The sequence below is a fragment of the Bordetella genomosp. 8 genome, from assembly GCF_002119685.1.
Taxonomy (GTDB): Bacteria; Pseudomonadota; Gammaproteobacteria; order Burkholderiales; family Burkholderiaceae_B; genus Bordetella_C.
This window is the reverse complement of record NZ_CP021108.1, coordinates 50,041-72,950: the sequence shown is the minus strand read 5'-3', so window position 1 is coordinate 72,950 and position 22,910 is coordinate 50,041. Positions and strand designations below refer to the sequence as shown.

19 protein-coding genes are annotated in these 22,910 nt (G+C 68.1%); 15 read left to right on the top strand and 4 right to left on the bottom strand.

The features are described 5' to 3' along the window. Positions 1-5: 5 nt before the first annotated feature. The 15 genes from CAL12_RS00325 (at position 6) to CAL12_RS00255 (ending at position 19,650) form a co-directional block, all read left to right on the top strand. On the top strand, positions 6-1,004 hold the full coding sequence (locus CAL12_RS00325) for a branched-chain amino acid ABC transporter permease (RefSeq protein ID WP_086062655.1): 999 nt from the start codon (positions 6-8) through the stop codon (positions 1,002-1,004). After that, the gene (locus CAL12_RS00320) at positions 1,001-1,783 is read left to right on the top strand and encodes an ABC transporter ATP-binding protein (protein WP_086062654.1); all 783 of its coding nucleotides are present in this window, start codon (positions 1,001-1,003) and stop codon (positions 1,781-1,783) included. The genes CAL12_RS00325 and CAL12_RS00320 overlap by 4 nt, the downstream gene beginning before the upstream one ends. Beyond that, on the top strand, positions 1,761-2,471 hold the full coding sequence (locus tag CAL12_RS00315) for an ABC transporter ATP-binding protein (protein WP_086062653.1): 711 nt from the start codon (positions 1,761-1,763) through the stop codon (positions 2,469-2,471). Before CAL12_RS00320 ends, CAL12_RS00315 begins: the two co-directional genes overlap by 23 nt. A gap of 108 nt (positions 2,472-2,579) precedes the next feature. Next, on the top strand, positions 2,580-3,479 hold the full coding sequence (locus tag CAL12_RS00310; protein ID WP_086062652.1) for a polysaccharide deacetylase family protein: 900 nt from the start codon (positions 2,580-2,582) through the stop codon (positions 3,477-3,479). Between the two features lie 327 nt (positions 3,480-3,806). Continuing rightward, entirely contained in the window at positions 3,807-4,265 is a 459-nt protein-coding gene (gene bcsD, locus CAL12_RS00305) for a cellulose biosynthesis protein BcsD (protein ID WP_086062651.1), read from the top strand. A 12-nt stretch (positions 4,266-4,277) separates the two neighbouring features. After that, positions 4,278-4,850, top strand: a complete 573-nt coding sequence (gene bcsP, locus CAL12_RS00300) for a cellulose biosynthesis protein BcsP (protein ID WP_086062650.1) — start codon at positions 4,278-4,280, stop codon at positions 4,848-4,850. Continuing rightward, positions 4,847-5,626 carry a cellulose biosynthesis protein BcsQ gene (bcsQ, locus tag CAL12_RS00295; RefSeq protein WP_086062649.1) on the top strand — a complete coding sequence of 260 codons (780 nt, stop codon included), beginning with the start codon at positions 4,847-4,849 and terminating at the stop codon, positions 5,624-5,626. Before bcsP ends, bcsQ begins: the two co-directional genes overlap by 4 nt. Continuing rightward, the gene (gene bcsA / locus CAL12_RS00290; RefSeq protein ID WP_086062648.1) at positions 5,623-7,860 is read left to right on the top strand and encodes a UDP-forming cellulose synthase catalytic subunit; all 2,238 of its coding nucleotides are present in this window, start codon (positions 5,623-5,625) and stop codon (positions 7,858-7,860) included. The genes bcsQ and bcsA overlap by 4 nt, the downstream gene beginning before the upstream one ends. Continuing rightward, positions 7,857-10,178, top strand: a complete 2,322-nt coding sequence (gene bcsB / locus CAL12_RS00285) for a cellulose biosynthesis cyclic di-GMP-binding regulatory protein BcsB (RefSeq protein WP_086062647.1) — start codon at positions 7,857-7,859, stop codon at positions 10,176-10,178. Before bcsA ends, bcsB begins: the two co-directional genes overlap by 4 nt. Positions 10,179-10,183: 5 nt before the next feature. Next, positions 10,184-11,440 carry a cellulose synthase complex periplasmic endoglucanase BcsZ gene (bcsZ, locus tag CAL12_RS00280; RefSeq protein WP_086067589.1) on the top strand — a complete coding sequence of 419 codons (1,257 nt, stop codon included), beginning with the start codon at positions 10,184-10,186 and terminating at the stop codon, positions 11,438-11,440. Continuing rightward, positions 11,416-15,618, top strand: coding sequence for a cellulose biosynthesis protein BcsC (locus CAL12_RS00275; protein WP_086062646.1), 4,203 nt, complete (start codon positions 11,416-11,418; stop codon positions 15,616-15,618). Before bcsZ ends, CAL12_RS00275 begins: the two co-directional genes overlap by 25 nt. Before the next feature lie 64 nt (positions 15,619-15,682). Beyond that, positions 15,683-16,345, top strand: a complete 663-nt coding sequence (locus CAL12_RS00270) for a cell division protein FtsQ (RefSeq protein WP_086062645.1) — start codon at positions 15,683-15,685, stop codon at positions 16,343-16,345. After that, positions 16,342-17,055, top strand: coding sequence for an alginate O-acetyltransferase AlgF (locus CAL12_RS00265; protein WP_086062644.1), 714 nt, complete (start codon positions 16,342-16,344; stop codon positions 17,053-17,055). Before CAL12_RS00270 ends, CAL12_RS00265 begins: the two co-directional genes overlap by 4 nt. 9 nt (positions 17,056-17,064) lie before the next feature. Continuing rightward, positions 17,065-18,489 (top strand): MBOAT family O-acyltransferase, encoded by a 1,425-nt coding sequence (locus CAL12_RS00260; RefSeq protein ID WP_086062643.1) that lies wholly within the window; start codon positions 17,065-17,067, stop codon positions 18,487-18,489. A gap of 3 nt (positions 18,490-18,492) precedes the next feature. Next, entirely contained in the window at positions 18,493-19,650 is a 1,158-nt protein-coding gene (locus CAL12_RS00255) for an alginate O-acetyltransferase AlgX-related protein (RefSeq protein ID WP_232464655.1), read from the top strand. Positions 19,651-19,742: 92 nt separating this feature from the next. Here CAL12_RS00255 and CAL12_RS00250 read toward each other — a convergent pair whose 3' ends face one another. The 4 genes from CAL12_RS00250 to CAL12_RS00235 form a co-directional block, all read right to left on the bottom strand. Beyond that, positions 19,743-20,735: an XdhC family protein gene (locus CAL12_RS00250; protein WP_086062642.1), complete on the bottom strand. Its 993-nt coding sequence runs from the start codon at positions 20,733-20,735 to the stop codon at positions 19,743-19,745. A gap of 217 nt (positions 20,736-20,952) precedes the next feature. Continuing rightward, positions 20,953-21,444 (bottom strand): DUF4148 domain-containing protein, encoded by a 492-nt coding sequence (locus CAL12_RS00245; RefSeq protein WP_086062641.1) that lies wholly within the window; start codon positions 21,442-21,444, stop codon positions 20,953-20,955. 19 nt (positions 21,445-21,463) lie between these two features. Then, complete coding sequence (locus CAL12_RS00240; protein ID WP_086062640.1) at positions 21,464-22,237, bottom strand: molybdopterin-dependent oxidoreductase; 774 nt, start codon at positions 22,235-22,237, stop codon at positions 21,464-21,466. Continuing rightward, positions 22,230-22,880 (bottom strand): cytochrome b/b6 domain-containing protein, encoded by a 651-nt coding sequence (locus tag CAL12_RS00235; protein ID WP_086062639.1) that lies wholly within the window; start codon positions 22,878-22,880, stop codon positions 22,230-22,232. The genes CAL12_RS00240 and CAL12_RS00235 overlap by 8 nt, the downstream gene beginning before the upstream one ends. Between the last annotated feature and the right edge of the window lie 30 nt (positions 22,881-22,910).

Below are 22,910 nucleotides of genomic sequence, written 5' to 3'. Positions count from 1 at the left end.
CCGCCATGTCGAATACTTCCTTGTATCCTCCCATCGCGCGCCACACCGAAGGCGCGCCGCGCGGCACGAGAGTGCTGGCGATGGGCGTGCTGGCCGTCGTGGTGCTGGCCGTGCTGCCGCACGTGGCGGACAACGCCTTCATCCTGGCCATCGGCGCGCTGATCCTGCTGAACGTCATCGGCGCGCTCAGCCTGCACCTGATCATCCGCACCGGCCACATCTCGTTTTCGCATGCCGGCTTCATGGGCGTGGGGGCCTATGCCTGCGCGCTGTCGGTGCTGAAGCTGGGCGTGTCTCCCTTCGTCGGCCTGGCGATAGGCGTCGGCGCCTCGGCGTTGCTGGCCCTGCTGGTCGGCCCCATCGTGCTGCGCCTGACCGGCAAGTATTTCGTGCTGGTCACTTTCCTGCTCGGTGAGATCATCCGCCTGGTGCTGGTGGAATGGGAGAGCGTCACGGGCGGCTCCAACGGCCTGTCCAACCTGCCGGACCTGCATGCCGGCTGGAGCTCGCCGCTGGCGCAGTACTACATCGCCCTGGTCGCGGCCGTGCTGGTGGCCGCCCTGTGCATCCGCCTGCTGATGTCCGAGGTCGGACGCGCCATGGACGCCGCGCGCGAAGCCGAACGCGTCACCGAGTGCGCCGGCGTGCCAGTCATCCGGCTGAAGGTCGGCATCTTCGTGCTGGGCTGCGGCCTGGTCGGCCTGCAGGGCGGCCTGCTGGCCTTCTTCATGCACTACATCGATCCGACCACCTTCGGCATGACCGATTCGCTGAACCTGGTCGTGATGAACGTGCTGGGCGGGATGTACAACGTCGTCGGCCCCATCGTCGGCGCGGTCTTCCTGGTGGCGCTTCCCGAACTGCTGCGCGGCTATGTCGAAGTCCAGCGCATCCTGTTCGGCGTAGCGCTGATCCTCGTGATGGCCTCGTTCTCGTCCGGACTGGTCGGGCTGGCCGCCATGCTGCGCGGCGCGCGGCGCGGACGCAAGGAGGCACGCGCATGAAAAAGCTGCTCAATGTGGACGGCATCGGCATCAGCTTCGGCGGCCTGAAGGCCGTCGACGGCGTCACCTTCGAAGTCTACGAAGGCGAGATCCTGGGCGTCATCGGTCCCAACGGGGCCGGCAAGACCACGCTGGTCAACCTGATCAGCGGCGTCATCAAGCCGTCGCGCGGCACCGTGGTGTTCCGCGATGAAACCGTCACCGGCATGGCGCCTTCGCGCCTGACCGAACGCGGCCTGGTGCGCACCTTCCAATCGACCGCGGTCTATGCGCAGCGCAGCGTGCGCGAGAACATCGTGCGCGGCTCCTACCTGACGCGCTATCCCGGTGCCCTGGCGACGCTGTTCGATACGCCGCGGGCCAGGCGCAAGCGCGCCGAATCGGACGGCCAGGTCGAAGAGCTGCTGCATCGCATGGGCCTGGCCGCGGTGGCCGACGATGCCGCCGGCAGCCTGCCCTACGGCATGCAGAAGATCCTGGGCATCGCCATCGCGCTGGCCGCGCGGCCCACGCTGCTGATGCTGGACGAACCCGTGGCGGGCCTCAGCGCCGAGGAAACCGACCAGGTGCGCGACGCCATCCTGCGCGTGCGCGAGTCGGGCGTCACGGTCATGGTCATCGACCACAACATGCGCTTCATCGCCGGCCTGTGCGACCGCCTGCTGGTGGTGGCCTCCGGCCAGGAACTGACGCGCGGCAAGCCGGATGAAGTCCTGCGCGACCGCCGCGTCGTCGAGGCTTACTTGGGAACTAGGAATGTCACTGCTGGAATTGCGTAACCTGGACGTGCGCTACGGCCGCGTGGCCGGCACGCGCGCGCTGAACCTGAGCATAGGCGAAGCCGAAACCGTGGCGCTGATCGGCTCCAACGGCGCCGGCAAAAGCAGCACGCTGAAAGCCATCACGGGACTCGTCAACGGCTACGGCGGCGACATCCTGTGGCAAGGCAAGAGCATCAAGGGCATGGCCGCGTCGGAAGTGGTGAAGCTGGGCATCGGCTTTTCGCCGGAAGGCCGCCGCGTGTTTCCGTCGCTGTCGGTGCAGGAAAACCTGAAGATGGGCGCCTTCGGCCGCGGCGGCGATCGCCTGGCGGAACGCATGGAGCAGATGTTCGGCTATTTTCCGCGCCTGAAGGAACGGGCGCGGCAGGCGGCGGGCAGCCTGTCCGGCGGCGAGCAGCAGATGCTGGCCATCGGCCGCGCACTGATGAGCGGGCCCAAACTGTTCCTGCTGGACGAACCTTCGCTGGGGCTGGCGCCCATCATCGTCGAACGCATCGGCGACATCCTGCTGGACATCCAGCAGCGCGAAGGCCTGGCCTTCGTGCTGGCGGAACAGAATGCGAACTGGGCGATGCGCGTGGCGCAGCGCACCGCCATCCTGCAACTGGGCGAGAAGGTTTTCGACGACGAATCCGCCGCGCTGCTGGAGGATCCCAAGGTACAGACCGCTTTCCTGGGCGTATAGCCGCGGATGGCACGCCGGGGTGCGCGTTGCGGCATCCTGCGGCCGTCCGATGCGCGCCGCGCTCCAACCATCAACTCTGACGTCGACTCACACATTCGGATCGATCCCATGCTACTTCCCTACCACGACCGGTATCCGTACAGCGCCATCACCAAACGCCCCGACTACAGCTGGCCAGGCGGCAAGCGGCTGGCCGTCTACCTGGGCCTGAACATCGAGCACTTCGCCTTCGGCACCGGCAAAGGCCATAACCTGGGCGCCGAGCTGCCGCAGCCCGACGCGCGCGGCTTCGCCTGGCGCGACTACGGCAACCGCGTGGGCGTCTGGCGCCTGCTGGAACTGTTCGACGAACTGGGCCTGCCGGCCGCGCACCTGATGAACACAGTGCTGTTCGAATACGCGCCCGACGTGCTCGAGCCCATCCTCAGGCGCGGCGACGAGCTCATCGGCCACGGCCGCACCAACGCCGAAGCGCAGGGCCACCTGTGGCCCGCCGACGAAGCGCGCCTGCTGACCGAAGTGCGCGACGCCATCAAGAAGCACGCGGGGCAGGACGTGCGCGGCTGGATGGGGCCGTGGATGTCGCAAAGCGCGCAGACGCCCGAACTGCTGGTGGATACCGGCTACAAGTTCGTGATGGACTGGCCCGCCGACGACCAGCCGGTGTGGATGAAGACCCGCTCCGGCCCGCTGATGTCGGTGCCGTATCCGCTGGAAATCAACGATTCGCCGCAGATGCTGGTGCGCCGCCACACCGCGCAGGACTTCGAGCAGATGATCATCGAGCAGTTCGAGGAAATGCTGGCCCAGTCGGAAAAGCAGCCGCTGGTATGCGGCATCGCCCTGCACACCATGATCGTCGGCCAGCCGTACCGCCTGCGCTCGCTGCGCCGGGCCTTGAAATACATCGTCGAACATCCCCAGCGCGACAAGGTGTGGTTCACCCGTCCGGGGGAGATCTACGACCACTGCGCGGGGCTGAAGGATGGCGTGATGGTCCGCCCTTGACAGCTTGATGTAGCGGGAGGGACGCCGCGCCGGCTCATGCCGGTGCGGCTTTTTTTGATTTTTCGTTGGCCGGACGCCACAAACTGTATCTGCAATATTCAGCAATAAACCGGCTACGAATAGCATCTTCCGTGAAAATCGCCGCGCCGCAACGCAACAATGCCCCTAGGCGCCAGAAATAAATCGATAAAACCTAGGAAGTTGTGGAGTTACCGCGCGCGGCATCTTGTTAAAGAAAGTCCGTTAACTCACAATCAGTCGCACATGCGCCCGCCTGCAGCATTACGGCCTAATCCGCATGCAATGCAACTGGTTGAGGGATCTTGTATGCAAGGTGCCGAATTGGAGTATTTGCACGGCCGCCTTTGCACCCCGCAGTGGCGGGATTTCCTCCGGGCCCAGGCCGAGGAGTTTCGCGCGCATCTGTCGACGGACGAACTGCGCGGCCTGATGCATCGTATCGGCGCGCGCTTCGCCGCCCTGTATCCCCTGCCCGCCTGCGGCAGCATTGCCGAGCTGCGCGACGCCATGAACGCGGCATGGAAACCACTGGACTGGGGGCTGGTCGAGCTGGCCGACCAGGACGATGCGGCCCTGCTGATCGAACACCTTTGCTCGCCGCTGTCGGCCGCGTTCGGCCCCGGCGAGCTGGACTGGACGCCCGCCTTCCTGGAAGGCGTGTACCAGGGATGGATGTCGGCCGCGGGGGCCGGCGACACGCTGCAGGTACGGCTGCAACATGCCGACCCCACGACGGGCAGCCTGCGTTTCGTATTTTCCAAATGAGGGGCCCGGCGCATGCATCCCGATGAAGACAACGATATCGCGCGGCTATACGCGCAGTTTGGCGGCGAGCCCGCGGGCTATCAGGAAATCGCCACGTTGGCAGCGGCCAGCCAGGCCCGGGCGCGCTGGCCCATGCTGACGGCCATCGACCCGCTGCGGCCCGTCGCGGCGCCGGCGGTGGGCGCGGACGACGCGGCGGTGCTGGCGCAAGCCGCGCGGCCCGCGGCCGAAGCCGCCGACGGCGCCGAAGTAGTACCGGTCAGGCCGCGGCCGCAGTTCATACCGCCCAGCCCCAAGCCCTTCAGCCGCGAAGTACCGCGCGCTTTCGTGATCCCGCAGGCCCCCGAGCCTGCCGCCGGCCTGTCCACCGGCGAACCGGCCGCCAACGAGCATGTGGCCGCGCCTGCCGCCGCGGCCGCCTCCGCGCCAGCGGCGCTGCCGCCGCTGCCTTCCGCGAGCGACGCCATGCCGGCACCGGCTACCGGCGCGCAGCCGGATCCCTTGCGCCGCCTGGTGGCGAACAGCGCCTCCGGGCCGGCCTCGCCAGGCCTGCCCGACCTGTTCAAACGGCTGCTTTCATCGTGAAGACCATCGCAGTGATATCCGCCAAGGGCGGAGTCGGTAAAACCACGATCAGCGCCAACATAGGTGCGGCGTTCGCCCGCATGGGGCGCGCCGTGGTAGCGGTCGACCTGGACCCGCAGAACGCGCTGCGCCTGCACGCCGATGCCGGCCAGCGAGGCATGGACGGACTGGCGCGCGCGACCCTGTCCGACCGGCCATGGGACGATGCGCGCCTGACCGGCAAGGACGGCGTTGACGTGGTGCCGCACGGCCAGCTGCCGGAAAGCGATCGCGACCGACTGGAGCGCCGCCTGCGCGACGAGCCGGGCCTGCTGGCGGAGCGCCTGCGCGCCATGCACCTCTCCGACGACGCCATCGTACTGATCGACACGCCGCCCGGTCCGTCGGTCTATACGCGGCAGGCGATCGCCGCCGCGGACCTGGTCGTGGCGGTCACGCTGGCCGACGCCGCTTCGTACGCGACCCTGCCCGCCACCGCGTCGATGGTGGAGGCCTACGGCGGCGCCAAGCCGCGCGGCGACACGCCCTGCGTCTATGCCATCAATCAGGTGGACCGTTCGCGCCGCCTGGCACAGGACGTCGTCGAAGTCATGCGGCACAGCCTGGGCGAACGCACCGTCGGCGTCATCCACGACGACGAATCGGTACGCGAGGCGCTGGCCTGCAACATGAACGTGCTTGACTACGATCCGCACGGCCGCGCCGCGCACGATCTTCAGCAATGCGCGCGGCACGTGCTGGCGCGCCTGAGCGATGCGGGGAGACCCACGCCATGAAGCGCGACGCGCAGTCGTTCCACTATCCGCCGGCCGGACCGGCGCCCGGGGACCGGCTGCTGCAGCGCGGCGTCTGGACCAGCCTGCCGCTGCGCGTGGCGATCGCCATCGTGGCCGTCCTGCTGGTCTGGTTGACGGTGATCATTCCGTTGACGCTGGAGCAGCAGCTGGTGTTCTGCGTGGTCACCTTCCTGTTCGCGCTATGCGTGCGCCGCATACGCGGACAGATGGCTGTGCTGACGCTGATCGTGCTGTCCTGCACGGCCTCCCTGCGCTACATGTACTGGCGCGTGACGGCAACGCTGGACTTCGACAACCTGACGGATACGCTGTTCGGCTGGGGCCTGGTGCTGGCGGAATGCTATGCGCTGGCCGTGCTGCTGCTGGGCTATCTGCAGACCGCCTGGCCGCTGCGCCGCAAGCCCACGCCGCTGCCAGCCGATATGGCAATGTGGCCGTCGGTGGATATCTTCATCCCGACCTACAACGAGCCTTTGAACGTAGTGCGGCAGACGGTCTATACGGCACTCACCATGGACTGGCCCGCGGACAAGCTGCGCGTCTATGTGCTGGACGACGGCCGCCGCGCCGAATTCCGCGATTTCTGCCAGGAAGTCGGCGCGGGCTACATCACCCGCGAAGACAATCGCCACGCCAAGGCCGGCAACCTGAACTGGGCATTGAAGCAGACCCAGGGCGAGTTCGTCGCGATCTTCGATTGCGACCACGTGCCCACGCGTTCTTTCCTGCAGCTTTGCATGGGCTGGTTCCTGAAGGACCGCAAGCTGGCGATGCTCCAGACGCCGCACTTCTTCTTTTCGGCCGATCCCTTCGAAAAGAACCTGCGTACGGGACGCGCCGTTCCCAACGAAGGCGAGCTGTTCTACGGCCTGGTGCAGGACGGCAACGATCTGTGGAACGCGGCGTTCTTCTGCGGGTCCTGCGCGATCCTGCGCCGCGCGCCGCTGGAAGAGGTGGGCGGCGTCGCGGTGGAGACCGTCACGGAAGACGCGCACACCGCGCTCAAGCTGAGCCGCGCCGGCTACAACACCGCCTTCCTGGGCATTCCGCAGGCGGCGGGGCTGGCCACCGAAAGCCTGGCCGCGCACATCGGCCAGCGCATACGCTGGGCGCGCGGCATGGCGCAGATATTCCGCGTGGACAACCCGCTGGTGGGCAAGGGCCTGAAGTTCGGCCAGCGGCTGTGCTACCTGAACGCGATGCTGCACTTCTTCTATGGGCTGCCGCGCATCGTGTTCCTGACGGCGCCGCTGGCCTACCTGTTCTTCGGCGCCCACGTGTTCCAGGCCTCGGCGTTGATGATCACCGTCTATGCGCTGCCCCACCTGCTGCACGCCAGCATCACCAACTCGCGCATCCAGGGACGCTTCCGCCATTCCTTCTGGAACGAGGTCTACGAATCGGTGCTGGCCTGGTACATCATGCGGCCCGTGATGCTGGCGCTGGTGAATCCCAAGCTGGGAAAGTTCAACGTCACCTCCAAGGGCGGCGTCATCGAGCAATCCTATTTCGACTGGACGATGGCGCGGCCTTACATCGTGCTGCTCGTCCTGAATATTGCCGGCATGATCGCCGGCCTGGCGGTGCTGGCCCTGGGCCATGGCGACGCCGACGTCAGGACCACCGTGTGCATCAACCTGGCCTGGACGGTCTACAACATCATCATCACCAGCGCCAGCGTGGCGGTGGCCGCCGAAAGCCGCCAGCTGCGCAACGACCCGCGCGTGGCGGCACGCCTGCCCGCGACCATCAAGCTGGATACCGGCAAGACCATCGTCTGCGAGACCAGCGATTTTTCGCAGACGGGACTCGGCCTGGTGCTGCCGACCGGCACCAACGTGCCACTGCACGAGAAAGTGCGCGTATCGATCTTTCGCGGCAACGAGGAAGGCGTTTTTCCCGCCACCGCGGTATTCAGCCACGCCGAGCGGGTGGGCGTGCGCTTCGATGCCTTGAGCGTCGCCCAGCAGGTGCAGCTTTCCCAACTGACCTTCGCCCGCGCCGACACCTGGGCATCGGGTTGGGGCAACCGCAAACCCGACGCGCCGCTGGCGGCGCTGCGCGAGGTCACCCGGATAGGCATGCACGGCTTCGCGCTGCTGCTGCGCCATACGTTCTACGAACCCTTCCGCCAGCGCCGCCGTGCGCCGGCGGCCATGAGCGCCGCCGCGGCCGCGGCGCAAAGTCCCACCGGCACTGCGAGAGATAGATGACCGTGTTCCTCCATCGCATCCACCGCGCACGCCGCGGCCTGTGCGGCACGCTTGCCGGCACGCTGCTGGCCAGCGCGTTCCATACCGCCGGCGCGGCGCCTGTCGGCGCGCCACCCGACGCGGCGATGAGCGCCGCGTCGAGCGGGGCGCAGCCCGGCAACACCGCCGGCGGCGCGTCCGCCCCCGCGGCGGACGGTTCCCGGACCTATGCGCTGACGCTGCGCCAGCTGGGCGCGCAGTATCCACTGAACATCACCGGCATCGATGGCAGCAATGGCGTGCCTTTCAGCGTGCGCGCGGACGAAGTGGTGACCGGGGCAAAACTGAAGCTGGACTATGCGTATTCGCCGGCGCTGCTGCCGGATCTGTCGCACATCAACGTCATGGTCAACGGTGAAGTGGCGTACAGCATTCCGGTGCCCAAGGAAGACGGCGGCAAGAGCCTGCAACGCACGGTCGACATACCGCCCCGCCTGATCACCGATTTCAACCGCCTGAACCTGCAGTTGATCGGCCACTACACCATGCAGTGCGAAGACCCGCTGCATTCGAGCCTGTGGGCCAATATCGGCAACCAGAGCGTGCTGGAGCTGACGGTGGCGCCGCTGCGCATGCGCAACGATCTGTCGACCCTGCCGCTGCCGTTCTTCGACCGCCGTGACGTGCGCCGGCTGGTGCTGCCCATGGTGTTCGCGGGCAATCCCGACTCGGGCACGCTGGAAGCCGCCGGGGCCTTGTCGTCGTGGTTCGGCGCGCTGGCGGACTATCGCGGCGCGCGTTTTCCGGCGTCGATAGGCCAGTTGCCCAAGGAAGGCAATGCGGTGGTGTTGATCGCCGGCGGCACGACCGTGCCGGGCCTGCAGTCCGCCGGCGCCGCGCCGGCCGCCGTCAACGGACCGACGATCTCCGTCGTGACCAATCCCAACGATCCCAACGGCAAGCTGCTGGTGATCCAGGGACGCGACAGCGCCGACCTGAAGACCGCCGCGAACGCGCTTGCCCTGGGCAGCCAGACGATGTCCGGCGCCACGGCGACCATTACCAAGCTGCAACCGCTGGAGCCGCGCAAGCCTTACGACGCGCCCAATTGGCTGCCCAGCGACCGTGCGGTCAAGTTCGGCGAACTGGCCGAAGGCCGCGCGCTGAACGTGGCGGGCTATCGGCCGGACCTGATACGCGTGAACCTGCGGCTGCCGCCGGACCTGTTCGCGTGGCGCGACAAGCGCGTGCCGGTGGACCTGAAGTACCGCTATACGCCCCGGCCGACGAGCGACAAGTCCGTGCTCAGCGTCAGCCTGAACGACCAGTTCGTGCAGGGCATTCCGCTGCCTGCCGCCAAGGCGCCGTCGCTGGCGGACAAGCTGGTCTCCGACACCACGCTGCCGGCGGAAAAGCGCCTGGAGCTGCCGCTGTTCCTGCTGCCGCCGCGCTCGCAGTTGCAGCTGTATTACTCCTATGACGTGCTGAAGCAGGGCGATTGCAAGGACGCGCTGCTGGACAACGTTCGTGGCGCCATCGATCCGGATTCGACGATCGATATCTCGCAGCTGCCGCATTTCATCGCCATGCCGGACCTGGCCGCCTTCGACAAGGCCGGCTTCCCCTTCACCCGGATGGCCGACCTGTCGCAGACCACCGTGGTGCTGCCTGATCAGCCCGCCGTGTCCGACTACAGCGCCTATCTGACGCTGTTGGGGCGCCTGGGCGCATCGACCGGCTATCCCGCCACCGGCGTGACGGTGAGCCAGCCCGGGCAGTCGGGCAAGCTGGCCGACAAGGACCTGCTGGTGATCGCTTCGGGCGACAACCAGCCCTTGCTGAAGCAGTGGGCGCAATACATGCCGGCTTCGGTGGATGGCAAGGACAAGCGCTTCAGCCTGTCGGACCTGGTCTATAAAACATCCGCCTGGCTGGGCACGCCGGAACAGCCGCGCGACCTGGTCGCATTCAGCAGCGATAGCGCCGACGCGATGCTGGCGGGTTTCGAATCGCCGCTTACGGCGGGCCGCAGCGTGGTGGTCGTCTCAGGCAACAAGCCGCAAGGGCTGGCCGACGCGCTGGACGTCCTGCTGGACGACAGCAGCAGCGACCACGGCATCAAGGGCTCGCTGGCGATGGTGCGCGGCAAGCAGGTCGAAAGCCTGCTGGCGCAGGAAAACTACTACGTCGGCGAGCTGGGACCGGTGGAATACGCGGAATGGTTCTTCAGCCGCCACCTGTTCGTGTTCCTGGCCTGCTGCCTGCTGGGCGCCCTGCTGCTGGCCGCGGTGCTGTACTGGTCGCTGCATGCGCGAGCGCAGCGGCGCCTGAAGCAGTAATGCGCATGGCGCCGGCGCTTCGATCCCGCCTGAGCGCGCCGGCCGCATGGCCGCGCGCGCTCGCGCTGCTGGCGCTGTGCCTGCCATGCGCCGCCGCCATGGCGGCGCCGGCAAGCTGCGCCGCGCCGGCCTGGCCGTTGTGGCAGGACTTCCAGGCCCGCTTCATCCAGCCGGACGGCCGCGTGCTGGACGCCAGCACCCCGCAGCGCCACACCTCTTCGGAAGGCCAGTCATACGGCATGTTCTTCGCCCTGGTGGCGGGCGATGAGACCGTCTTCGACCGGCTCTGGAAATGGACCGAGGCCAACCTGGCCGGCGGCGATATCGGCAAGCGCCTGCCAGCCTGGTTCTGGGGCCAGGCGCCGGATGGCACGTGGCGCGTACTGGACGCCAACGCCGCCGCCGATGCCGACCTGTGGCTGGCCTATGACCTGCTGGAAGCCGGCAGGCTATGGAACCGCAAGGACTACACGACCAGCGCCCAGGCCCTGCTGGGCCGCATCGAAGCCGAGGAAACCGCACAGTTGCCGGGGCTGGGCCACATGCTGCTGCCGGGCCCCATGGGCTTCGAGCTGCCTGGCGGCATCTGGCGCTTGAACGCCAGCTATCTGCCGCCACCGGTGCTGCGCAGATTGGCCGGCGCCGGCAATCGCGCGTTGTGGCAGGAAATCGCGCGCAACACCCCGGCCGTCTACGCCGCCGGCGTGGACACCGGCTACGTGGCCGACTGGACGGCCTACGTGTCGCCGACGGCGCCGACGGCAAGCACGGCGCACGCCGCCAGGCCCGCCGGCCGCTTCGCCACCGACCCGGTCAAGGGCGACGTCGGCAGCTACGACGCCATACGCGCGTACATGTGGGCCGGCTTGACCCCCGACGACGATCCGCTGGCGACGCCCCTGCGTGCCGCGACGCGCGGCCTGGCGGCCGCCACCGCCACGCTGGGCTACCCGCCGGAATCCGTGCGCACGGCCACGGGTGTCGCCACCGGCACCGGCCCCTTCGGCTTTTCCGCCGCCTTGCTGCCCTACCTGCAGGCGACCCACCGCACCGATCTGCTCGAAACGCAACGCGCACGTGTCCAGGCCCTGCTCGAGCAAGCCCGCGCGCACGCCGACGCCACGCACACGCAAGCGCCTTACTACGACTACGTCCTGACGCTGTTCGGCCTGGGCTGGAGCGAAGGACGTTATCGCTTCCTCCCCACCGGTACCGTCCAACCATCCTGGGAAACATCATGCCGCCGCGCCTCAGCTCCCTAGCCGCCGGTCTGCTCGCCGCGTCCCTGCCCCTGGCGGCCTGGGCGCAGGACAGCGCCATCGACGTACTGGTGAAACAAGGCCAGTACTGGCAACAGCGCAACAACGCGGAGCGGTCCAACGAAGCCTGGCAGAAGCTGCTGCGCATCGATCCCAACCAGCCCGACGCGCTGTATGGCCTGGGCATCGACGCGGTCAAGGCCGGCAAGCCGGCCGACGCGCGCAAATATCTCGACCGCTTGCGCGCGCAGGATCCGAACAGCCTGCGCGTCGCCCGGCTGACACAGGCCATCGAGCTGGGCAGCGGCGAGGGCAAGCGGCGGCTGGAGCAGGCCCGCCTGGCCGTGCAATCCAATGACCTGAACGGCGCGCTGGACAACTACCGCGCCGCCTTCAAGAACGTGCCGCAGCCCACCGGCGATATCGCGCTGGAGTACTACAGCCGGCTGGGCTATACGGCGGCCGGACGCGCCGAGGCCCTGCGCAACCTGCAGCGGTTGTCGCGCGAAGAGCCCGGCAACAACGAGATCCGGCTGAACATCGCGCAGATCACGGCGCTGGACGAAACCACCCGCGCCGATGGCATACGCGCCCTCGAAAAGCTGTCGACGCTGCCCGACGTGGGCGGCGCGGCCACCGAAAGCTGGCGCGAGGCGCTGGGATTCCTAGGCAATCCGCCGCGCAAGGCCGACGCCCCCCTGTTCGAGTCCTATCTGAAGGCGCACCCGGAAGACGACGAAATCCGCCAGCAGTACGCCAACATCGGCAAGGCGCCCGCGGCGTCGGCCGCCGCGCCGCTGGACCCGCTGCGCGTCCGCACGGACGCCAGCCTGCGCGCGCTGGAGCAGGGCGACCTGGCGGCGGCGGAAACAGGCTTCAACGCGGTGCTCAAGTCCCGCGCCGATTACGCCGATGCGCTGGGCGGCCTGGGCGTGGTGCGCCTGCGCCAGCAACGCTATGACGATGCCAGGAATCTGCTGGATCGCGCGGTCCGCAATGGCGGTACGCGTTGGAAAAGCGCGCAGGAAAGCGCCTCGTACTGGGCACTGGTCACGCGCGCCAACGCGGCGCGCCAGGCCGGCGATACCGCCGACGCCGACCGCCTGCTGCGCCAGGCCATGAGCCTGTCTCCGCGCGATCCCGCGGCCGCCAACCAGCTGGCCGCGATCGCCGCCGGCGAAGGGCGCCTGGACGACGCGGAGCGCCTGTATCGCAGCGCGGTCGCCAATACGCCGAACGACGCGGATGCGCTGCGCGGCCTGGTCTCCGTGCTGGCGCGCAATGGCCGGGACGCCGAGGCGAAACGCATCGTCGACGGCCTGACGCCGGCGCAACGCAGCGCGGTCGGCGGCGCGGATACGCTGCGCGCCGCGCTGGACGACGGCCGGGCCCAGGCCGCGCTGGCGCGCGGCGACACGGCCGCGGCGCAGGCGGCCTGGCAGCAGGCCGTGAAGGAAGCGCCCGGCGATCCATGGATGCGGGTATCGCTGGCCCGCCTGTACCTGAAGGCCGGGGACAAGGCCAGCGCATCGAAACTGATGGACGATCTGGTCGCGGCGCGGCCCGGCGACAACGAAGCGCTGTACGCCAGCGCGCTGGTTTCCTCGCAAGCCAAGGACTATTCCGGCGCGCTGGCCACGCTGCGCCGCATACCCGAATCGGCGCGCACCACCGACATGACGCTGCTGGAGCGGCGTACCTGGGTGCAATCGCAGGCGGCGCTGGCCACGCGCATGGCCCAGAGCGGCCGGCGCAAGGAGTCGTTGAACCTGCTTGCGCAAGCGACGCCCTATGCCGGCCAGGATCCCGACATGCTGGGCGCGCTGGCCCTGGCCTATGTGGACGCCGGCGACCCGGCGACCGGCACGGCCATGCTGCGCGACGCGCTGGCGGGACGCAATCCGCCGCCGCCGTCGCTATCGCTGCAATACGCGTCGCTGCTCCTGAAGACCGGACGCGACGCCGAACTGGTCGATGTATTGCGGTCGCTGCAACGCCAGCGCCTGTCGCAGGCCGACCAGGACAGCTTCGACAATCTGCGCGTGCTCTACATCGTCCGCCAGGCCGAAGCCTTGCGCCAGCGCGACGACCTGGTGGCGGCCTACGACATCCTGGCGCCCGTGCTGCAGGAACGTCCCGACGATCCGCTGGTGGCCGGCACACTGGCCCGCATGTATGCGTCGGCGCAGGAATACGCCAAGGCGCTGGATATCTACAAGCGGCTGCAGCGCACCGATCCCGACAACGTCGACGTGCAGCTCGGCGCGGCGCAGATGGCCAATCGCGTCAAGGACTACGACTTCGCCGACAAGTCGGCGCAGAAGGCGATATCGCTCGCGCCCGACAATGCCGACGTATTGGCTTCGGCCGCGCGCATCTATCGTGAACAGGGCAAGACGTCGAAGGCGGCGCAGTTGCTGAAGGCGGCGCTCGCCGCGCAACAGTCCGGCGGCGCGGGCACCCAGGTCGCCGCCGCTACGCCCACGGCCGCCAATCCCTTCGTCGGCATGCCGGGCCAGCGCAGCCAGTCGACGCTGGGCATGGCGCCCCTGCCGCTGCCGCAGTCCCTGGCCAGCGCCGGCGGCGGCAGTGGCGACAGCGGCGGCGCGTACATCCCCGCGCCCGCTTCGACGATGCGTCCGCCGCAGCCCTATCCCGCCGCGGCGGGATCGGTGCAGTATGCCTACGCGGGCGGCGCGGCGCCGGGCTACGCGGCGCCACCGCCGGGATACACCCCTGCGCCACAGGGATACGCCCCCGCACCCGGCTACCCGGCCCCCCCGGGATACGCCCCCGCGCCCGGCTACACGGCGCCTCCGGGGTACGCTCCCGCGCCAGGCTATGCCGCGCCACCCGTCTATGCGGCCCAGGCCGGCTATCCGCCCCCTTCAGGCTACGCGCCGGCCAACGGCTATGCGCAGCCCGCACCGCCCGCACCCACGTCGTCCGCACAGGACGCGGCGCCGCCTTCCATCCAGCAGGAGCTGGACCAGCTGATGCGGACCGGCACGCCCTACGCGCAGGTCGGCCTGCTGGGACGCAGCCGCAACGGCGAATCCGGCATGGGCAAGCTCAGCGATATCGAAGCGCCGGCACAGGCCCGCCTGCCCGTCGGCGACGGCAACCTGTTCCTGAAGGTCACGCCGACGACCCTGCAAGCCGGCTCGGTGGGCAAGGGCTACGGCTCGGGCAGCCGCTTCGGCGGCGGCCCCGCCGCGGCGCTGGCGCAGCAGAACGGCACGGTCGGCTCGGCGGGATCGCAAAGCGATCATGGCGTAGGCGTATCCGTGGCCTACGAAACGGAAGGGCTTTCCGCCGACCTCGGCAGCACGCCCATCGGCTTCCGCTACACCAACGTGATAGGCGGCGTGAAACTGAACCGTCCGCTGGACGACAGCGGCCTGTCCTACACGGCCGAGCTTTCGCGCCGCCCGGTAACGGACAGCCTGCTGTCCTTCGCCGGCGCGCGCGACGCGCGCACCGGGCAGTCCTGGGGCGCGGTGGCGGCCACCGGCGTGCGCTTGCAGCTGACGCAGGACTACGGCGACTACGGCGTCTACGGATACGGCTCCTGGCAATCGCTGGACGGCCGCAACGTCGAATCGAATACGCGCCTGGAAGGCGGCGTCGGCCTCTACAAATATCTGCTGCGCGACACCAGCTACCAGCTGTCCAGCGGCGTGAACGTGACGGCCATGTCCTATGACAAGAACCTCAGTTTCTTCACCTACGGACAGGGCGGCTACTTCAGCCCGCAGGAGTACTACGCGCTGAGCGTGCCGCTGAACTGGGCACAGCGCCGCGGCAACTTCAGCTACCAGGTGCAGGGTTCCCTGGGCCTGCAGTACTTCCGCACCGACTCCTCGCCTTACTTCCCCAACAACGGCAGCCTGCAGAACGCCGCCAACACGGCGGCGGCCCAGGCCTACGCCCAGGGGCTGACCGGTTCTCCGGACGCACGCTACGACGGCCAGAGCAAGACCGGCGTGGGCTACAGCCTGGCGACCAGCGCGGAATATCAGGTGGGTCCGCAGCTGTTCCTGGGCGGCATGGCGTCCATCGACAACTCGCGCGACTACCGCCAATGGGTGGGCGGCCTGTACGCGCGCTACACCTTCGATCCCATGCCAGGCGGGGTGAGCCTGCCCCCCACCTCGTTCAAATCGCCTTACGCGCAGTGAGCACCACGCGCCTCACGCCAACCTGGACACTGCGTCCCCGATCGTTTACCGAAGAGAGAAACACATGCTACCTGCCGTACTCGCCGGCCTGTCCATCCTGATCATCGGCGACAGCCACATGACCGTTCCCACGCACCTGATCACCACGCTGCACGACGATCTCGTGCAGCAGGGCGCACGCGTGCATTCCCTGGGCATCTGCGGCGCCAATGCCGGCGACTGGACCAAGGTCACCACCGGCACCTGCGGCGGCGCCGAGCGCGTCGACAAGGGCCCGATCAAGGTGCTGGGCGCGAATCCGCAGACCACGCCGATCAAGCAACTGATCGCCACCGACAAGCCGAACGTCGTCCTGATCGTCATGGGCGACACCATGGCGGCCTACGACAAGCCCGATTTTCCGAAGACCTGGGTATGGCAGCAGGTCACCGCGCTGACCGGCGATATCGCGTCCACCAATACCGCCTGCGTCTGGATCGGACCGGCATGGGGCAGCGAAGGCGGCAAGTTCGGCAAGACCTTCGCGCGCGTCAAGCTCATGTCCAGCTTCCTGGCGGCGAACGTCGCGCCTTGCGCGTATGTCGATTCGCTCAATTTCTCCAAGCCGGGCCAGTGGGGCACCGTCGATGGTCAGCATTTCACCGCGCCCGGCTACAAGCAGTGGGGCGACGCCATCACCAAGGCCGTACTCGACCTGCCCGTGATCAAGGGCATGGAGAAGAAATGAAATCCATCGCGACGCACGGCGCGGCGCTGGCGCTCGCCGCCCTAGTCCTGTGCGGCTACGCGCCGCATGCCGCCAACGCGGCCGAGACGCAGCTCTACGAAACCGGCCCATCCGACGACGCCTCGTTCCTGCGGTTCGTCAACGGTACCGGCGCGCCCGTCACGGTCGTCCCCGAGAACCGGCAGGCGCGCATCGTCCTGGACAACGCCAAACCGGCCACCGACTTCCTGCCCGTGAAGGCCCGCACCGCCATCGCCGGCACCGTGGAGCAGGCCGCGGCGCGCGCGGCCGTGTCCGTGCGCGTGGACGCCGGCGCCTTCGCCACGGTGGTCGTGCTCGCGGACGCCGCGGGCGGCCTGAAGACGGTGACCATCGCTGAAAAGCCGGACGACTTCAACGGCCTGAAAGCATCGCTGGCCTTCTACAACCTGGACCCCTCGTGCACGCAGGCATCCCTGATGGCGGCGGGACGCAACGTGGCCATCGCGCAGGACGTCGCTCCGGGGTCGTTGAAGCGGCGCGACATCAATGCCGTCGCCCTGGCCGTGCAGGGCGCATGCGGTGGGCAAGCGGCCGGCGCGCCCCTGGACCTGGGCCAGCTGCAGGCCGGCAAGCGCTACAGCGTGCTGCTGGTGCCGGGCAACGCAGGCGGCGCCACGGCGTCCGCCGGACCGCGACTGATCCGCGCCGACGACACCCTGGCGAGGTAAGCGGCTTCCATGGTCTTCGCGTCGCTGGAGTTCCTGACGCTGTTCCTGCCGGCGTTCCTGATCCTGTATGTCCTCGCGGGACTGGGGGGCGGCCGGGCCGTTCATCGCCGCAACGCCGTGCTGCTCTTCAGCAGCTGGGTGTTCTATGGCTGGTGGAGTCCTGTCTTCCTGCTGCTGTTCATCGCGCTCACGCTGCTGGGCTGGCTGGGCGGCATCCTGATCGACAGGGCCGGCGACGGCGCGCGACGCGGCTGGACGCTGGCCGTGCTGATCGCCATCGCGCTCGGTACGCTGTGCTGGTACAAGTACGCCAATATCCTGGTCGACACGCTCAATACCGCCATCGGCGCCGCCGGCGGCCATCCCATCGGCTGGCAACGGGTGATCCTGCCCATCGGCCTGTCCTTCATCGTCCTGCAATCCATCTCGTACCTGATCGACGTGTACCGCCGCACGGTACCGGCGGACCACAGCTTCATCACCTTCGGCGCCTACCAGGCCATGTTCGTGCACCTGATCGCCGGACCCATCATCCGCTATGACTGGGTCAAGCGCGAACTGGTCGCCCGCACGGTGGACTGGCCGCAGTTCGCGCTGGGCGCGCGGCGCTTCATGATAGGCATGAGCATGAAGGTGCTGATCGCCGATACGCTGGCGCCGCTGGTGGACACGGCTTTCGCGCTGCCGCGCCCCACGCTGGCCGATGCCTGGCTGGGTTGCCTGGGCTATACGCTGCAACTGTTCTTCGATTTCGCGGGCTATAGCGCCATGGCCATCGGCCTGGGGCTGATGCTGGGCTTCCACTTTCCGGAAAACTTCCTGCATCCCTACCTGGCGCGCAGCATCCAGGACTTCTGGCGGCGCTGGCACATCTCGCTTTCCACCTGGCTGCGCGACTACCTGTATATCCCGCTGGGCGGCAACCGCGGCGGCGTGTGGCGCACCTACCGCAACCTGCTGCTCACCATGGCCATCGCCGGCCTGTGGCACGGCGGCGACAGCTGGAACTTCCTGCTGTGGGGCATCGCGCATGGCCTTGCCCTGTGCGCGGAACGCCTGTGGCTGAACAGCGGCCTGCCGCCGCTGCCGGGCCTGCCCGCGCGCGTGCTGACGCTGCTTTTCGTGATGCTGGCCTGGACCATCTTCCGCGCGCACACCTTCGATGGCGCCCTGACCATGTATGCCGGCCAGTTCGGCCTGCATGGCGTCGCGCTGGGCGATGAAATGCGGTTGGCGCTGCGCCCGGTACACGTCATGACCCTGGTGCTGGGCGTATGCTGCGCGTTCGCACCGGCCCTGGCGCCCTGGGCCGAACGCCATCGCAATCCGCTGATCCTTGCGGCAGGCGCGCTGTGGCCGGTCTTGGGTTTCCTGTTTTCCTTCGCGCTGATCGCCAGCCGCGGCGCCGTGCCTTTCCTCTATTTCCAGTTCTGAGCCATGAGAAGCGCCATCCCGCCCGTGGACCATCCCGGCCGCATCGCCCGCTGGACCAGCCGCCTGGCCGGTGTGGCGCTGATCGCGTTCCTGATGGCCGGACTGGCCACGACCGCATACCAGGTGGCGCGTGGCGACCTGGACCTGTTTCCGCAGGGCGTGGGCTGGCGCGCCTTCCTGGACGGCGACACCACCCGCGAACTGGCCCATGCGCTATCGAACGCGCCCCTGCCGGCGGAATCCGCAAGGCTGGAACGCGGCCTGAGCTGGCTGGCCGCGGGCGACCTGGGCCCGCGCGTGCGCGAGGGCTGCCCCGGCTGGCTGTTCCTGAGCGATGAATTCATGCGCTACCCGCATGCGGCGGATAACGCGCAGTCCCGCGCGCGCGAGGTCCTGCGCATCAAGGACGCGCTGGCGCGGCGGCATATCGCCCTGGTGGTGGCGGTGGTGCCGGACAAGAGCCGCATCGCCGCCGCGCATTTGTGCGGCTTGCAGCGGCCCGCCGCATCCGCGCGGCGCCTGGACGACTGGGTCGCCACGCTGCGCGCCGAAGGCGTCGACGCCGTCGACCTGGCGCCCGTGCTGGCCGCCATCGGCGACGGCGGTCCTAGCGGCGCCGGCGCCTATCTGCGCACCGACACGCACTGGAACGAAACGGGCGCGCAGGCCGCCGCCGATGCGGTGGCCCAGGCGATACGCGGCGCCGGGATCACGGTGACGCCGCGCACCGACTGGACGGTACGCACGCAGGCCGAGAGCCGGCCCGGCGACCTGATCCGGCTCGCGGGCCTGGATTGGCTGCCCGCGCGCCTGCAGCCACCGCCCGACACGACCCCCGTTTCCGTCTTCACGCAGAAGCCCGCGGCTGCCGCCGGGTCCGGCGCCGACGATCTCTTCGGCGACGACAATCTGCCCAATGCGGCGCTGATCGGCACGTCGTTCTCGCGCAACAGCAACTTCGTGCCTTTCCTGGAAAACGCGCTGCACGCACGCATTCCCGACTTCGCCCGCGATGGCGGCGATTTCGCCGGCGCCGCGAACGCGTACTTCGGCAGCCCGGCCTTCAGGCAGACGCCGCCGAAGCTGTTGATCTGGGAAATACCGGAACGGGTGATCGAAGCCCCGCGCAACGGCGACACGATCGCGCTTGACCGGCCGTAGCCGGCCCGAGCCAGCCCAAGTCAGCCCTGGCCAGGCTCGGCGAGCCCTGGCCCCCCAAAGCGGTACGTACCGCGCCGCCCGGCCGCGGAACGCTAGGAATCTTCGCGCGAGGCGGCGGCAGGATTGGGCGCGCAGGCATCCGCGCCACCCAGCGTATTGCGTACCCACACCAGCTCGGCGGCGATCGCCACGGCGATCTCGGCGGGCGTACGGCTGGCGATACGCAGCCCCACCGGCCCGTGCAGGCGGCCGATTTCTTCTTCGGTCAGGTCGAACATCCGCAGGCGCTCGCGCCGCTTGGCCTGGTTGGGCGCGGAGCCCAGCGCGCCCACGTAGAAGGCCGGTGATTTCAGCGCTTCCAGCAAAGCCATATCGTCCAGCTTGGGATCGTGCGTCACGGCCACGATGGCGGTGCGCTCGTCGGTGCCGATCTCGGTCACCGTGTCGTCCGGCATGGACGTCAGCAGCGTGACGTTGGGCATATTCCAATCGGCGAAGAACTCTTCGCGCGGGTCGCACACCATGACGTGGAAATCCAGCGCCGTGGCGATTTCGCACAACACGCGCGCCGTCTGGTTGGCACCAATGATGAGCAGCCGCCAGTGCGGACCGTAGACCGAGCGGAAGGTGCGGCCGTCGAAGTCAGGGCCGTCGATAGGGCTGGCGGGCGCCAGCGTGCAGCCGCCCGTCTGCAGGTCCACCGTGCGCATGACGAGGCGATGCGCGCGCACGTCCGCCAGTACGGGATCCAGCCACTCGGTGTCGCGCAAGGGCTCCACCACCAGCCGCAGCGTGCCGCCGCAAGGCAGGCCGAAGCGGGCGGCCTCTTCGCTGGTAATGCCATAGGTGACGCGGTCGGCCGCCGTCGGCAGCGTACCGGCCACGGCGCGCGCCATCAGGTCGTCTTCGACGCACCCGCCGGACACCGAGCCGACCAGCCGGCCGTCGCCGCGCAAGGCCGCCAGCGCGCCCGCCTGCCGCGGGGCCGAGCCCCAGGTCTGCACCACCGTGATCAGATGGACGCGATGGCCTTCGGCAACCCAGTCGCGTGCATGTTGCAGTACATCGATATCCAGGGAGTTCATCGAGCGTTCATCCTGAAAGTCCCTGCACACGGGACTGTCGGCCTGCCGGCGCTGCCGGCGAAGTAACGGACGCGCCCGTGTCCATCGTTCGCGGGCGCCCGATGAGTTTGCCCCACTTTTGACGCTTTTCCAAATTTGGATACCGCGCGATTCCCGGCGGCATGAAAAAGGCCGGCCCCCATTTGGGGGCCGGCCCGCGATCCAGCACTTGCGGAGATCAGCCTTGGAAGGGCTGGTTGTCGATGTCGCCGAAGGCAAGGTCGCCGTGCACGCCGCCGCCTTGGGCAACCGCCGGGACCGAAGCCACGTCAGCTTGCGCGGTGAACGGCGCGTTGTCGTTGTCGGCATTGGCGGTCAGGCCGGCGGCGCGGGCTTGTTCCAGTTGCGCGAGGACCTGGTCGCGGCTCACGCTGCTGGCTTGTTGGCCGTAGACGCCTTGGAACGGCGTGTTGTCCGAATCGCCACGGGGGGTCGCGGCTTGCGCGGCGCCGATGGCGGCAAAGGAAAGAACAAAAGCGGAAACGATGGTCTTGGCATTCATGGCAGTACTCCTAGTCCTGGTTAAGTGATCCGGGCCGTCCATCGCGATCTGCTGTGAGAACTTCGCGATGTCCGTTGCTGTTCCCGATGAAACGTATTCTGTGCTTCCAGGGACTAGGGATAAACCCGCATAAGCGGAAATCATCTTTCCATTTTTCGCATCAATCATTGGAAATTCAGTGTGGGCGCTATATTCCGCTGAACCAGTTGTAGCCCTGGTCCTCCCAATATCCGCCGGGATAGGTGTTCGTGACGAACATCGCCACGATATGTTTGGGATTCTTGAAGCCCAGCTTGGTCGGCACGCGCAGCCGCAGCGGCTGCCCGTAGTCCGCCGGCAAAGCCGCGCCGCCGAAATCCAGCGCCAGAATGGTTTGCGGATGCAGGGCCGTGGGCATATCGATGCTGCCGTAGTAGCGGTCGGCGCATTTGAAACCGACATAGCGCGCGCTCAGGTCGGCGCCGATGCGCTGCAGGAAGGTCTTCAGCGGTATGCCGCTCCACTGGCCGATCGCGCTCCAGCCTTCGATGCAGATCAGCCGCGTGATCTGGCTGGCCTGCGGCAAGCCGCGCAGGTCTTCGAGCGTCCAGGCGCGCTTGTCCGCCACCATGCCGGACACTTCCAGCTTCCAGGCGGCAAGATCGATGTCCGGCACGCTGTACTCGGGGTAGTACGCGTTGAAGGGGAAGGGGTCCGTGATCTGGCTGGCCTGGTAGGTGGCCGCCAGCTTGTTCTGATTGAACAACCAGCCCTGCACGCGGTCGTTCCAGCGCGACATTGCCCACAGCACCTTGTCGAAAGTATCGCCGTCCTGCATGTTGCAGCCGCTGATCATCGCCAGCGCGCCCAGCGACAATCCGCCGCGCAGCAACAGGCGGCGTTGCGCGCGATGCAGCTGGCTGCGCTGCGCCGGCTCCAGGATCAGGCGCTGGCCGCGCGGACGATCATTGCGCTCAGGCATCGTGGGCTCCATGGGTTCGGCCGGTGATCATGGGCGGCAGGGTGCGCGGCACCAGGATGACCAGCAGGAGGTGGACGACGACGAACAGGCCGATGCCGGCCATGGCGCAGAAATGCACCACCCGCGCGGCGGCAAAGCCGCCGAACAGATTGGTCAGCCAATCCAGTTGCACCGGCTTCCATATCGCCAGGCCCGACAGCACGATCAGTATCCCCAGCAGCAGGACGCCCAGGTACAGCACCTTCTGCACCGCGTTGTAGCGGCCGGGCGCATGGCGCAGCCGCAGGCGCAACGCGGCCGCGGCATCGCGCAGCACGGCGCGCGGCGTCACGTCCATCAGGTCGCGGCGCAGATGCCCCGACGCGATGCCCGCCAGCAGATACACCAGGCCGTTGCCGACCAGCAGCCACATGACGGCGAAATGCCAGATCGTCGCCGCGCCCAGCCAGCCGCCCAGCGTCGCCCACTGCGGGAAGCTGAAGGGGAAGATGGGCGAGGCGTTGTAGATGCCCCATCCGCTCATGAACATGCAGGCCATCGCATAGACGTTGAGCCAATGCGTGACGCGTACATAGCGCGGATGAACGGGGCGGCGGCGTACCGGCGCGACCGTGCCATCGTCGTTTACCGAAAATGAGGACAAGACTGGTCTCCTGCGCCGGATGCCTGCTTT